We start from the raw sequence: 13,565 nt of genomic DNA, 5'->3' as shown, positions 1-13,565 counted from the left end.
CGAGGCGGCGCCCTGGCGACGCTGTCTCCCGATCAAACTACCGTGATCCGGCTGCAGCACCAACCCGCGCTCAGCGGCTGCCGCGACAGATCACGATCGGGTTGGAAAGCGCGCTGTCGAAACCGCTGCCCTGATAGACCTGGGCGTTGGAGGCGCCGGGCGGCAGCGTGAAACTGCCGTCGACGACTTTCTGGTCGCCGGCCGAGGTGTGCAGGGCCCAGCTATATGTGCAGAACTGCGGCGGAGCCTTGGGTTGCACGTGGCTGCAGTTGAGTTGCGCGCCGCCGAGCATTGCCGCGCCGCCGCAGCTCACCGCTTCCTTGGCGGCGGCCGGAAACGCGCATGTCAGCAGGGCAGTCACGGTCGCGATCCTGAGCCGGTTCGTCTTCATTTTTCGTGCGTGCCTCTGCCGGCCTTCAGTTGCGCCACGTCGGCGCGACGTTTGCTCCAGGCGGCTTAGCCGGTCTTGCACACCGCGTCCAGCAGGATTAGGTGCATGATGATAATAAGCATGCTCACGAAAGCCTGTCTGCCGACTGCGAAGTTTCTCCCATGCCTTCCTCGCTCACCAGCAGCTTCGTGCTGCACGACGTCGCGCGCCTGCCCGGAAAGCGCTTCGAGCAGCGCTCGCGCCGCTCGGGCCTGACCCGCGGGCATTGGCAGGTGCGGGCTTATCTGTCTCGACAGGAAGGCATTCACCTTTCCGCGGACGCGCGGCAGCAGCTGCAAACACTTTGTCTGATCAAATCCAATCTGCTCGAGGCCTGCGCCCAGCCGGCTGTCGACCGGGAGAAAGTCCATGTCTGAACCAGCCTCACCACGCAAGCCCGCCGACGGCGACAATGCCGGCGACAGAAGCAGCGACCAGATCATTCGCCTGGACAGCCAGCGCGAGCAAAGGCGTGCCGCCAATCCGGCGATCGAAAACGATGAGCTGGAAGCGCCTGTCGCGCCGGAACCTGCTGCGCTCGAAGCACCCTCGGCCCAGCCGAAGCCGGCCGCCGTCACGACAGCTTCGCCGGCCCGGGCCAAGCCGCGGCGCAGCTTAACCCGGTCTGTCCTGTTTGCGCTGCTTCCGGTGGCGCTGGCGGTCGGCGGCTATTACTACGTCGTCGGCGGTCAGGTCATGACCACCGACAATGCCTATATCCAGGCGCAGTCGCTCGGCGTCTCCACCGATGTTTCCGGCACCGTGCAGGAGATCGACGTGCATGACAACGAGGCGGTTAAGAAGGGCCAGGTGCTCTTCCGCTTGCGGCCGGCCTCGTTCGAGACCGCGCTGGCCGGCGCTCAGGCGCAACTCGGCACGGTGCGCAACCAGGTGCTGACCTTGCAGGCGAGCTACCAGCAGTCGCTGGCGCAGATCGCCCAAGCCGAGGCCGACATCCCCTATTACGAGTCGGCCTTCCAGCGTCAGCAGGATCTGCTCAAGACCTCAACCGCCTCGAAGGCGACTTTCGACAGCGCCCAGCACGATCTCATCGCCGCCCGGCAGAAAGTCATCGTCGCCAAGGCGCAGGCGCAGGCAGCGCTCGCCCAGCTCGGCGGCGACGCCGACCAGCCGGTCGAGAAGAACCCCTTCTACCTGCAGGCCCAATCGGCGCTGGATGATGCCCAGCGCAATCTCGGCGATTCCGTCGTCAAGGCGCCGTTCGACGGCGTCGTTACCAATGTCGATGCGCTGCAGGTCGGCAAGTACCTTCCCGCCTCGCAGCCGGCCTTCAGCCTGGTCTCGTCGACCGACATCTGGATCGCCGCCGAGCCGAAGGAAACCGAGCTCACTTATGTCCGGCCGGGGCAAAAGGCGACGATCAGCATCGATGGCTATCCGGGCGAGGTCTGGCATGGCGAGGTCGGCAGCATCAGCCCGGCCTCGTCCTCGAGCTTCTCGCTGCTTCCGGCGCAGAACACCAGCGGCAACTGGGTCAAGGTCGTGCAGCGCATTCCGATGCGGGTGACGATCGACGACCCGCAAGGCAAGCCGCCGCTGCGCGGGGGCATGAGCGCGGTTCTCAGCATAGACACCGGCCATGCCCGCGGCCTGCCCGATTTCGTGACCGACCTCTTCAAGCGGTTTGAGCAAAAGTCATGAGCACCGTCGCCACGGGCACCCCTGCGGTCGCCAATCGCGGAGCCATCACCGCCTGCGTCATCCTGGCGGTCATCATGCAGGCGCTGGACACCACCATTGCCAATGTGGCGCTGCCCTATATCCAGGGCAGCGTGTCGGCGAGCGCCGACCAGATCAACTGGGTGCTCACTTCCTATATCGTCGCCGCGGCGGTGATGACGCCGCCTTCGGGCTATCTTGCCAACCGCTTCGGCCGCAAGCGCATCCTGCTGGTCGCCATCACCGGCTTCGTCGTCGCCTCGGTGCTGTGCGGCTTTGCCCAGTCGCTGCCGCAGATCGTCGGCTTTCGGCTGCTTCAAGGCCTGTTCGGCGCCGCCCTTGTACCGCTGTCCCAGAGTATCCTGCTGGACATCTACAGCGTCGAGGAGCGCGGTTCGGCCATGGCGCTGTTCGGCGTCTCGGTGATGGTCGGCCCGGTGCTTGGGCCCGTCATCGGCGGCTGGCTGACCGAGAATGTTTCCTGGCGCTGGGTCTTCTACATCAACGTGCCGATCGGCGTGCTGGCTTTCGCCGGCGTCTCGATGTTCGTGCAGGAGACCAAGCTCGACCTCAAGGCCCGGCTCGACTGGTTGGGTTTCGGCATGCTCAGCCTCGCCATCGCTTCGCTGCAGATGTTCCTCGACCGCGGCGAGCAGCTCAACTGGTTCTCCTCGTCCGAGATCATCGTCGAGGCGCTGGTCTGCGCGTCGGCCTTCTATATCTTCATCGTCCACACCTTCACCGCCCGCGACACCTTCGTGAACCCGCGGCTGTTCCTCGACCGGAATTTCGCGGTCGGCATGGTGTTCATCTTCATCATAGGCATCACCTATCTCGCCTCGCTGGCGCTGATGACGCCCTACCTGCAAACGCTGATGGGCTATCCCGTGGTGACCGCCGGCATCGTCATGGGGCCGCGGGGCCTAGGCACCATGGCCTGCATGTTCCTTGTCGGCCGGCTGGTCGGCAAGGTCGACACGCGCTGGCTGCTGTTCACGGGGCTCGCGGTCACCGCCTGGGCGATGTACGACATGACCGGCTGGACCCCGGACGTTTCGCAATGGACGATCATCCGCACCGGCTTCATCCAGGGCGCCGGCTTAGGCTTCCTGTTCGTGCCGCTCACCACCATCACCTTCGCCACGCTGGCGCCGGAACGGCGCGCTGAAGGGACGGGCCTCTACAATCTGTCGCGCAACATCGGCTCCAGCGTCGGCATCTCGGTCGTCACCGCGCTTCTGACGCAGAACCAGCAGATCAACCATGCCAACATCGCCGACTATGTGACGCCCTATAATCCGGCGTTCGGCGATCCGGCGATCGCGCAGGCGCTGAGCCCTTACACCGCCGCCGGCCGCGCAGCGCTCGACGGGCTGGTCACGCTGCAGGCAACGATCATCAGCTATGTCGACGACTTCGAGCTGATGATGTTGCTCTCGCTCGCCGCCATCCCGCTTGTGCTTCTGCTGCGCAAGCCTGGCACACCGACCAAGGTCGACCACAATGCCGTCATGGAGTGAGCTGGTGCATGTCGCCCAAAAGCGTGGAGCGGTTTTGGGAAAACGACACTGCATTAAAACAAAGTCCCTAAAGCGCGTCGCGCTTTAGGAGGAAAACCGGGGTCCCCCCGCGGGACCCCGGCCTGCCGGACGGCCTTCCCAACACCGGCGTCGCTGCGCCGGAAGCCGTCGCGGCTTTTGGGGAGGACCGGGGAAGCTACGAGGCAGGCCATGCCGCAGTTTCGCGGGGGCAGGCCAAATTCCGAAAGACGGCTGCGCGAAGTTCTGTCCGGAGCGCCATAGGGCAAGCCGCCAACGAAAAAACCCGGTCATGCCGGGGTTTTTGGTGTTAGGGCCGGGGTGCCATCTATTCCGCCGGCGATGGTTTCTTGCGGAACATCGCCGCCAGATTGTCCCACAACTCGATCTTGGCGCCTTGGCGCTTCATGATCACGCCCTGCTGCAGGATCGAGAGCAGGTTGTTCCAGGCCCAGTAGATGACGAGGCCGGCCGGGAAGGAACCCATCATGAAGGTGAAGAGGACCGGCATCCAGGTGAACACCGCGGCCTGCGTCGGGTCCGGCGGCGTCGGGTTCATGCGCATCTGCAGGAACATGGTGATGCCCATCACGACCGCCCAGGCGCCCATATGCGGGAGGAAGGCCGGCGGCGCGAAGGGCAGCAGGCCGAACAGGTTGAACACCGAGGTCGGATCGGGCGCCGCGAGGTCGTGGATCCAGCCGAAGAACGGCGCGTGCCGCATCTCGATGGTGATGTAGAGCACCTTGTAGAGCGAGAAGAAGACCGGGATCTGCAGCGCCACCGGCCAGCAGCCGGCCAACGGATTGATCTTTTCCGTCTTGTAGAGCTCCATCATCGCCTGCTGCTGCTTCATCTTGTCGTCCGCGTATTTCTCGCGGATTTCCAGCATCTTCGGCTGCACCTTCTTCATGTTCGCCATCGACGCGTAGGACTTGTTGGCCAGCGGGAAGAAGATGGCCTTGACGATGACGGTCGTGGCCAGGATCGCTAGGCCGAAATTGCCGAAGAATTTGTACAGCGTGTCGATCAGCCAGAACATCGGCTTGGTGATGAAATAGAACCAGCCCCAGTCGATCAGCAGATTGAACTGGCGAATATGGCGGTCAGCCTCATAGGCGTTGATCTTGGCGACTTCCTTGGCGCCGGCGAACACTTCGGTTTCGATGGTTGCGGACTGGCCGGCCTCGATGTTGATCGGATCAGTGAGGAAGTCGGATTGGTAGCGATGGCGCCCGTCCTCGAAATAGCCGTAGCGTGGCTGGAAGGGCTGCTTTTCGGTCGGCACCATGGTGACGGCCCAGTACTTGTCGGTGATGCCGAGCCAGCCGTCGGTCGACTTGCCTGGCTTGACTTCCTTGTCCTTCTCGATGGCGGCGTATTTGTATTCCGTCAGCCCCTCGGTGCCAGTAACGCCGATCAGGCCTTCATGCAGCACATAAGTGCTGGCGACCGCCGGCTTGTCGTAGCGCGTGACGCGACCGTAGTTGAACAGGCTGACGGCAGCGCTTCCCGAATTCTGCACGGTGTCCGAAACGGTGAACATATAATCGTTGTCGACCGAGATGGTGCGCTTGAAGGTCAGGCCCTTGTCGTTGGTGTAGGTCAGCGTCACCGGCGTCGACGGGGTCAGCGTCGGATTGCCCTCAACGCTCCACACCGTGTCGGAACTCGGCACCGCGCCGGTCTTGTCGGTGCCGACGAACCCGATCTCGGCGAAATAGCCGGTCGGTAGCGCCTGCGGATTGAGGAGTTGGATCTCGGGCGAATTCTTGTCGACCGTCTCGGTGTAGTGCTTGAGCTTGAGGTCGTCCAGGCGAGCGCCGGTGAGATTGATCGAGCCCTCGAGGCTCGGCGTGTCGATCTTGATGCGCTTGGTCGCGGCAACAGCCTGGTCACGGCTCTCGACAGTGACTGTCTCGCCGCCAGGTGCGGTCGGGATGGCGCCCGGAGCCGGCGCCGGCGTCCCGGCCGCGCCCGGATTGGTCCCCTGCGCTTCCTTCTTCTGCGCCTCGACGCGCTGCTGCTCGATGCGGGCCTGCTCGCGTTGCTGCTCCATCTTGGGGTTCATGTAGAACACCTGCCAGAGCGTCAGGATCAGCACCGACAGCGCGATGGTGATGAAGAAATTGCGGTTGTTTTCCATCGAAAGCCCTTGGCCTATCGTGTTCCGCGCAGCCGGCGGGAAAGCTCGGCCTTCAACTGGCCGAACGGAATGGCAAGCACGTCTTCGCGCCCGACGATGACATAGTCACTGCCGAGCGCCATGTCATCGGCGGCATGCGTTCGCACGGCTTCTCTCAGCCGCCGCCGGACGCGGTTGCGCACCACGGCGTTGCCGACCTTCTTGGTCACGGTGTAGCCGACGCGTGGCGCACAATCGTCGCCCCGGTCGAGAACCTCGACGAGAAAAAGCCGCCCGCGGCGCTTCTCGCCGCCGCGCACAGCCATGAAATCCGCGCGTTTCAGAAGCCGCCCGGGAGTTTTCCCCTTTGGCTTGCCGGTTGCGGGCAACGATCTCGTCTTTCGTTCAGGCGCTGAGCCGCTTGCGGCCGCGGTTGCGGCGGGCTGCGACGACGCCGCGGCCACCCTTGGTGGCCATACGGGCACGGAAACCGTGCCGGCGCTTGCGGACGAGTTTGGACGGTTGGTAGGTACGCTTCATTTGTTTTAATACCGCGGCGTGCGGCCCTTCTTGATTCTGTCACACTGTAACAGGAGCTTTGCCGGGCCGGTTATAGGCGCGATCGAAACCGCGCCGGGACGGAAGGCCCGAGCGTGAGCGGGCTTATAGGAAGAAGGATTTTGGAAGTCAATCCAGCCCGCCCAAAGGCATTTTTTCACTGGCTGGCGGCGAAATTGGCAAAAAAGCCGCAAATCGCATAATCTTGCTCGATCAAGCCTTCGTGAAAACCGCGTCATGACAAGTGAAGTCCTGTCAACGGATGAAAAGCCACGCCCCGCGGCGGCAAGCTCGCCGCGCCGGGTGCCGCTGTCGCGCGGTCTGTCGACCAAGCTTCTGCTTCTCACCATCGTCTTCGTGCTGCTCGCCGAAATCCTGATCTTCCTGCCCTGGATCGCCAGCTACCGGGTGAACTGGCTGAAGGAGCGGCTGAGCACCTCCGCCGCCGTGTCGATCGTGTTGCTGCAGGGCGAGCCCAACTCCCTGTCGCACACCGCCCAGAACGACGTGCTGATGGCGATCGGCGCCAAGGCGATCGCGGTGCGCGACGGCGGCGTCTCGCGGCTGCTGGTCGTGGCCGACATGCCGCCGAAGGTCGACGAGCATATCGACATTGCCAATGTCGGTCTGGTCAACGGCATGACCGGCGCGCTGGAAACGCTGTTCGCCGGCGGAAACCGGATGCTGCGCGTCTTCGGCCCGGTCGGCGACAGCGACAAGGAATTCGAGCTGATCATGCCGGACTACAGTCTGCGCAACGCCATGCTCAGATATTCGCGTAACGTCGCCGTCGTCTCGCTGCTGATCTCGCTGTTCACCGCCATGCTTGTCTATGCGGCAATCGATCTGATCATGATCGGCCCGATCCGCACCATGACGCGCTCGATCCTGTCCTTCTCCGAGGCGCCGGACGATCCCGGCCGCATAATTTGCCCGACGGAGCGTGCCGACGAGATCGGCGTCGCCGAGCGCGAGTTGTCGCAGATGCAGGATCGGCTGCAAAAAATGCTCGCCGAGCAGAAGCACCTCGCCAATCTCGGGCTTGCCGTGTCCAAGATCAACCACGACATGCGCAACATCCTGGCTTCCGCGCAGCTTATGTCGGACCGGTTGCGCCAGGTGAAGGATCCGACCGTCCAGTCCTTCGCGCCGAAGCTGTTGCGCGCGCTCGACCGCGCCGTCGCCTATTCGGAGGGCGTGCTTGCCTATGGCCGCACACAGGAGCCGGCGCCGTCGCGCCGCCGCTTGCGGCTGCGCCAGCTGGTCGACGACGTGCACGGCCTGCTCGATATCGAGGAGGGCATCGAATTCATCAATGCCGTCGAGCTCACCTTCGAAGTCGACGCCGATTCCGACCAGCTCTTCCGCGTGCTCACCAATCTGTGCCGCAACTCGGTGCAGGCAATGGCGGCGGACACGGAGAGCGCGGTGGTGCGTCGGCTCGCCGTCTCGGCCGAGCGCTTGGGCAGCGTCAGCCGCATCACCGTCAGCGACACCGGCCCCGGCCTCCCGCCCAAGGCGCGCGAGAACCTGTTCGCCGCCTTCCGCGGCTCGGCGCGCAGCGGCGGCACCGGCCTTGGCCTGGCGATCGCCCATGAGCTGATCCGCGCCCATGGCGGCACGGTGGAGCTGGTCGAATCGATCGGCGGCCGCACGGTCTTCGCCGTCACCATCCCCGACCAGCCGGTGCGGCTCGATCAGGCCCGCAACGGCCTGCGCCGCCCGGCTTGACCGTGGCAGGCCAGGGAAGACGTTCCTGCTTCGGAGTTCCGCGAAGCAAAGACCCCGGTCGGAATGTGATCCTGTAAACGCCTGCGACAAAACTTTTGCCGGGCCGGCTTGCTTTTCCGAAATTCAGTCGTTAGGGAACACTCCACATCGCGGCCGGCGTCTCGACCGGATCGCGGGGCTTGTGTCTCACACGGCCTGATGCGCGCCCGTAGCTCAGCTGGATAGAGCACCAGACTACGAATCTGGGGGTCAGGAGTTCGAATCTCTTCGGGCGCGCCAATTAATCAAACTGAACTCCCGCGCATTTGCCTCGCCGGCCGAAGCAGTCGCTGACTGCCTACGCTCACGCGGCGACGTTCACGTGGCGTATTAATCCACGATCCTGATCGGGTCGGCAGTGGTGCCCGGAGCGTTCTTGAGTTCTGCTTTTTTTCATGCACCCTTGCTGCTCTCCAGCCGCAGTCGGCGGCGCGGCCTAAGTCCCACCGCGCGCAAGGCAGTCATCGGCGTTACTAACCCCCTAGCTGTTGCAGCTTGCGACAGGCACGCCTTGCGCCTTCACGGCATCTCTGGCGACACCTCTCCTTGTTGCCATCCCTGCATCGCCCCACGGTTTCCGGCTTAGCTGGTGCGCTCGTTTTTGCCGAACGATTGGAAGGTTCATCGACAGGCAACGACACTTGCGGCTTGCGACTGACTTTCTTCGGCAGAATCTTTTTGCGTGGCGGCGTAGGTGCTTGGAACTTGGCAATTCGGCTCTTTGCAATTTCGACGAATGCACCATTCGGAAATGCCGCTAGATAGGCACGATACATCGAGACATCGGATGTATCCTTGATTGATTTCCAGAATTCGAGCTCTGCCGCCGCGTTGGTGTCTGGCTGATAGGTGTCTGCCGAAGACGGACTAGACGCGGCATCTGGGTTGAATGAGAATCCCGGCTCCACCAGGGACGAGTTGCTCCAGGGAACCTGCTTCCCAGAAGTCGCGTTCATGACGTCCAACCGGACGCGACGCATGAGAATTTCAATGTCGATCGAAGGAGTCTTTATCCGCTTCACAAGAGAGTCTGCAAACGGACTATGATTGACGGCTCCATCGAGAGCCACGTTGCCGGGTTGTGTTGCAAAGCCGATAAAGACTCCCCTGCCAGCATCCAAGGCTCCCAGCCCCTTTGCTATGGCAAGGCCGCGACTTTGACCCGGTCCACTCAATTGCTTAACGAAAGGATTGTCCCGACAGGCATCGAGAAGGACGATTGCGATATTTTCCTCGGCCGTCATGGCGGCGATGATGTCTTGCAGGCGCTCAGCCTCCAGAGCCAAGTCGGCCGGACGTTGAAGGGCGGCGTCAACGGGCAATAGGTAGTTCTCCCCGTTCGCTTGGAGCCCGTGTCCGGCGAAGTAAAAAAGGGAGACGTCACCCGGCCGCAAGTTTCGCCTGAATTTTCCGATGAGAGCCCTGAACGTTGATGCGTCGGTATCCAATCCAAGGGTGACGTCGAAGCCCGTCTCTTGCAAAACTCGGGAGATGGCATTCGCATCATTTACCCCGTTGGGAAGCGATGACGCAAAACGGTAGGCCGAGTTACCGATTACGAGCGCATATCTATGGCTGCGTTGACCGATCTGGGTCTCAGAGGAGGCCGGTGTCGACAAGCCGGCCAGCAAAAGAAGGCACGCGCACAACAAACAAACCTTGGACATTGCGACCTTCCCGAGTAACGGAGAATATTAGCATCCGTTAAAGCGCGTTGGTACCCGTTGTAAGGGCCATCTTGCTTGGGGAAGAGGCCAAACTTGCCGGAGGCCGCTTGGTATGAGGTCTCCGTGCATCGTCAACGCCCTTTGCGGCATCGACTTCAAACACCATCAATCCCCTGAATGAGGCCGCAGCATACAAGGTGGGCAGGCCTCACGAGCTTGTGGCAAACCGTTCGTTCGCTCAGCCGACCGCCTTCGTCGCCGCCCTTCCGGCGCTGCGGCCGGAAAAGATGCAGCCGCCGAGGAAGGTGCCTTCGAGCGCCGCATAGCCGTGCACGCCGCCGCCGCCGAAGCCGGCGACCTCGCCCACCGCATAGAGACCAGGCACCGGCTCGCCCGCCGCGTCGAGCACGCGGCTGTCGAGATCGGTCTGCAGGCCGCCCAGCGTCTTGCGGGTGAGGATGTTGAGGCGGACCGCAATCAACGGACCGTTCGCCGGATCGAGCATCTTGTGCGGCCTTGCGGTGCGGATCAGCCTGTCGCCGAGATAGGCGCGCGCGCCGCGCAGCGCGGTGACCTGCGCATCCTTGGAGAACGGGTTGTCGAGCTGCATGTCGCGGGCGCGGATCTCGCGTTCGACCTGCGCCACATCGAGCAGCGGCTCGCCGGCCAGCCCGTTCATCCGCGCCACCAGCTTCGAAAGGTTGGCCTCGACGATGAAATCCTCGCCCTTTTCCATGAAGGCTTTCACCGGCCCGGGAATGCCCGACGTGGCGCGGCCGAGCACCTGCCGCCAGCTCTTGCCCGTGAGGTCCGGATTCTGCTCCGAGCCCGACAGCGCAAACTCCTTCTGGATGATCTTCTTCGTCAGGATGAACCAGGAATAATCGAAACCGGTGCTCATGATATGGCTGAGCGTGGCTAAAGTGTCGAACCCTGGGAAAAGCGGCACCGGCAGCCGTCTGCCGCGCGCGTCGAGCCATAGCGAAGAGGGGCCCGGCAGAATACGTATGGCGTGATCGGTCCAGACCGGCGCCCAATTCTTGATGCCCTCGACATAGTGCCACATGCGGTCGCGGTTGATGACCCTCCCGCCCGCTGCTTCGGCAATTGCCAGCATGCGGCCGTCGACATGGTCCGGCACGCCGGTGATCATGCGCTTCGGCGTCGCGCCGAGACGCTGCGGCCAGTTCTTACGCACCAGCTCGTGGTTGCCGCCGATGCCGCCGGAAGCGACGATCACGACCTGGGCGTGGAGCTCGAAATCCCCGGCCACGTTGCGCGAGCTCTTGCGTCCACGCTCGACCGTGCTTGGCTCCAGCACGTCGCCGCGCACCCCGGTCACCGTCTTCCCGGTCCGCGTGATCTCGTTGACCCGGTAGCGGAACTTGAACTCGACGAGCCCACGCTTCTGCGCCTCGCGCACGCGCAGCACGAAGGGCTCCAGCACGCCGGGCCCGGTGCCCCAGGTGATGTGGAAGCGCGGCACCGAATTGCCGTGGCCGCTGGCATTGCCGCCGCCGCGCTCGGCCCAGCCGACGACGGGGAAGAATTTCAACCCGCGCTCGATCAGCCAGGAGCGCTTCTCGCCGGCGGCGAAGCCGAGATAGGCTTCAGCCCATTTTCGCGGCCAAAAATCCTCAGGGTGGTCGAAGGCGGCGGTGCCCATCCAGTCTGCGAGCGCGAGGTCGTGGGAATCGCGGATGCGCATGCGCCGCTGCTCGGGCGAGTCGACCAGGAAAAGCCCGCCGAACGACCAGAAGGCCTGGCCGCCCAGCGATTGCTCGGGCTCCTGGTCGACGATGATGATTTTCTTGCCGGCATCGGCAAGTTCTGCCGCGGCGACGAGGCCTGCCAGCCCCGCGCCGACAATGATGACATCCGCGTCGTCAGCCATCTTCGTTCCCCCCAGCGCCTTCCGACGGCCTGTCAGACGGGCTCCCAGCCGTTCTTGCCGCCGGCGCGGAAGATGGCGTCGATGACCTTCTGGTTGAGGACCGATTCCTCCAGCGTGAAGACACGGTCCTCGCCGCCCTGGGCCGCGCGTACGAAGGCCTCGCATTCCAGCCGGTACTGCTGGGTGCCCGGGAAGCGGAACACCTGCGCTTCGGTGTGGTTCTGATTGTGCAATTCGATGCGGTGGTGGTCGTAGAGCCCGGCATTGAACGGGCCAAAGACCTCGATGAAACCCTTCTCGCCGTGGAACACCATCACCTGCCGCGCCGCCATCTGCGTCGACAGGTAGAAGGACAGTTCAAAGTCGCCGAAATCGGCGCGGATCGAGGAATAGATGTCGGTGCCGAAGGTCTTGTCGCGCTCGATGGTGGCTTGCACGCGGACCGGTTCCTTGCCGGTCGAGAAGCGCGTCGACACGGTCGGATAGACGCCGATGTCGGGCAGCGCGCCGCCGCCAAGATCCAGCTGGTTGCGCATGTTGCTGGGATCGACATTGTAATAGGAAAACGCGCCCTGGACGTGGCGCAGCCGGCCGATCGCGCCGCTGGCGATGAGGTCGCGCACCTTGATCCACTGCGGGTGGTAGACGACCATGAAGGCCTCGCAGACCAGCACCTTCTTCTCGTCGCGCAACTTGATCAGCGGCGGGATGTCCTTGGCGTCGAGCGCAAGAGGCTTCTCGACCAGCACATGTTTTCCCGCCTCGATTGCCTTTGCCGTCCATTCGACATGCTGCGAGGTCGGCAGCGGGATATAGACGCCATCGACCTCCTTGGAAGCGAGCAGTTCCTCATAGGAGCCGAAGGCATGCGGCGCGCCGAAACGCTCGCCCAGGGCGCGAGCCTTCGCCAGATCGCGGCTGGCGATCGCCGACAGCACGCCATTCTCCGAATCCACGATCGCCGGCAAAAGCTGCTCGCGGCCGATCTTGGCCGTCGACAGAACACCCCATCGGAACATCATGCTTCTCCATGTCGGTTACGTCGATGGAGGTGTGCCCCAATTCCGGAGAAAAGCCAATCGCAGACGCGGGCCACAAAGCGCCTTCGTCATCCTCGGGCTTGACCCGAGGATCCATTCCGTGACCTATGACGTAAAGTGCAGGGATGCAGAGTTCTGTCACCGTTGCAACGCCTAGCGTCACGGCATGGATCCTAGGGTCTGCGCGCGTCGCTTCGCTCCTTGCTCCGCCCTAGGATGACGAACCCGAGGATGCGCGACCAGAGCTAACCCCTTCTCCCCGTCAGGGTCATGTCGAAGTCGACGACGTTGGAATAGATCGGCGTGCCGACATCCATGCCGTAGCGCGATCTGAGCACCTTGCCGGTGACATGGAACTTGATGGTTCCTGACTTCAGCCCATCGAGCTCGGCCGTGAACTTTTCCGAAAACGTCTTGCCGCGCGCCGTCAGCCGGCCGGTGACCACGGCGGTGGTCTCGCCGGTGCGGGTCACGTTTGTCGAGCGGAATTGGATCTCCGGATTGTTGGCGCTGTCGAAGACGGCGTCGGAACGCAGGAAAGCATCGATGCGGCCCTGGCCGGTGCCGACGCTTTCCGGAAAGATGGTGAGGTTGACCTTCGAGCGCCCGACATCGGCATTGTCGATGCGGATCGTGCCCTTGAAGCGGCCGAAGGCGCCGCCGAAGCCGCCACCGCCGGCCTTGCCGATGGTGAAGCGGATCGAGGAGCCCGCCGGGCTGATCGTGTAGCTGCCGGCGGCGTCACTGAGCGCCACCGCGGCGCAAACCGGCGCGGCAAGGCAAGCGGCAAAGGCCGCCAATCCGAGGATGCGCGCATGCATCGACATCTTTCCTATCCTGAACCAGCGCATTGCTGTCTTCCC

General features: G+C 63.4%; 11 protein-coding genes, 1 tRNA gene and 1 pseudogene. 5 read left to right on the top strand and 8 right to left on the bottom strand.

The annotated features are described in order from the left end of the window. Nucleotides 1–70 precede the first annotated feature (70 nt). Nucleotides 71–391: a hypothetical protein gene (locus tag P9254_RS12905; RefSeq protein WP_278103881.1), complete on the bottom strand. Its 321-nt coding sequence runs from the start codon at nt 389–391 to the stop codon at nt 71–73. A gap of 161 nt (nt 392–552) precedes the next feature. On the opposite strand from P9254_RS12905, the pseudogene P9254_RS29065 reads away from it, so the two are divergent. From P9254_RS29065 to P9254_RS12890, 3 genes and pseudogenes are all read left to right on the top strand, one after another. Further along, nucleotides 553–709 (top strand): annotated as a pseudogene (locus tag P9254_RS29065) (MarR family transcriptional regulator); the annotation flags it as partial. A gap of 90 nt (nt 710–799) precedes the next feature. Beyond that, nucleotides 800–2,092, top strand: a complete 1,293-nt coding sequence (locus tag P9254_RS12895; RefSeq protein ID WP_278055040.1) for an HlyD family secretion protein — start codon at nt 800–802, stop codon at nt 2,090–2,092. After that, nucleotides 2,089–3,630: a DHA2 family efflux MFS transporter permease subunit gene (locus tag P9254_RS12890; RefSeq protein WP_278055039.1), complete on the top strand. Its 1,542-nt coding sequence runs from the start codon at nt 2,089–2,091 to the stop codon at nt 3,628–3,630. Before P9254_RS12895 ends, P9254_RS12890 begins: the two co-directional genes overlap by 4 nt. Before the next feature lie 346 nt (nt 3,631–3,976). On the opposite strand, the gene yidC is transcribed toward P9254_RS12890, so the two are convergent. From yidC to rpmH, 3 genes are read right to left on the bottom strand one after another with little or no spacing between them, the layout of a single operon-like run. After that, complete coding sequence (gene yidC / locus P9254_RS12885; protein ID WP_067002989.1) at nt 3,977–5,794, bottom strand: membrane protein insertase YidC; 1,818 nt, start codon at nt 5,792–5,794, stop codon at nt 3,977–3,979. 14 nt (nt 5,795–5,808) lie between these two features. Continuing rightward, nucleotides 5,809–6,162, bottom strand: a complete 354-nt coding sequence (rnpA, locus tag P9254_RS12880; protein ID WP_278055038.1) for a ribonuclease P protein component — start codon at nt 6,160–6,162, stop codon at nt 5,809–5,811. Between the two features lie 16 nt (nt 6,163–6,178). Continuing rightward, the gene (gene rpmH, locus P9254_RS12875) at nt 6,179–6,313 is read right to left on the bottom strand and encodes a 50S ribosomal protein L34 (RefSeq protein ID WP_008833937.1); all 135 of its coding nucleotides are present in this window, start codon (nt 6,311–6,313) and stop codon (nt 6,179–6,181) included. A gap of 255 nt (nt 6,314–6,568) precedes the next feature. Here rpmH and P9254_RS12870 point away from each other — a divergent pair, with 255 nt between their 5' ends. Both P9254_RS12870 and P9254_RS12865 read left to right on the top strand, forming a co-directional pair. Next, complete coding sequence (locus P9254_RS12870; RefSeq protein ID WP_067002984.1) at nt 6,569–8,062, top strand: ATP-binding protein; 1,494 nt, start codon at nt 6,569–6,571, stop codon at nt 8,060–8,062. A 202-nt stretch (nt 8,063–8,264) separates the two neighbouring features. After that, nucleotides 8,265–8,341 (top strand) — tRNA-Arg (locus P9254_RS12865). A gap of 233 nt (nt 8,342–8,574) precedes the next feature. On the opposite strand, the gene P9254_RS12860 is transcribed toward P9254_RS12865, so the two are convergent. The 4 genes from P9254_RS12860 to P9254_RS12845 all read right to left on the bottom strand — a co-directional run bounded on the left by P9254_RS12860 (nt 8,575) and on the right by P9254_RS12845 (nt 13,523). Beyond that, nucleotides 8,575–9,768, bottom strand: a complete 1,194-nt coding sequence (locus P9254_RS12860; RefSeq protein ID WP_278055037.1) for a caspase family protein — start codon at nt 9,766–9,768, stop codon at nt 8,575–8,577. 238 nt (nt 9,769–10,006) lie between these two features. Continuing rightward, a complete protein-coding gene (locus P9254_RS12855; protein WP_278055036.1) occupies nt 10,007–11,662 on the bottom strand; it encodes an FAD-binding dehydrogenase in 1,656 nt (551 codons plus the stop codon). Between the two features lie 32 nt (nt 11,663–11,694). Continuing rightward, a complete protein-coding gene (locus tag P9254_RS12850; RefSeq protein WP_278055035.1) occupies nt 11,695–12,681 on the bottom strand; it encodes a Gfo/Idh/MocA family protein in 987 nt (328 codons plus the stop codon). A gap of 266 nt (nt 12,682–12,947) precedes the next feature. Then, nucleotides 12,948–13,523: a YceI family protein gene (locus P9254_RS12845; protein ID WP_067003284.1), complete on the bottom strand. Its 576-nt coding sequence runs from the start codon at nt 13,521–13,523 to the stop codon at nt 12,948–12,950. Nucleotides 13,524–13,565: the final 42 nt, after the last annotated feature.

Origin of the sequence: Mesorhizobium sp. WSM4983, from assembly GCF_029625765.1 — a bacterium.
Lineage (GTDB): Bacteria > Pseudomonadota > Alphaproteobacteria > Rhizobiales > Rhizobiaceae > Mesorhizobium.
This window is presented reverse-complemented; position numbering and strand designations above follow the sequence as displayed.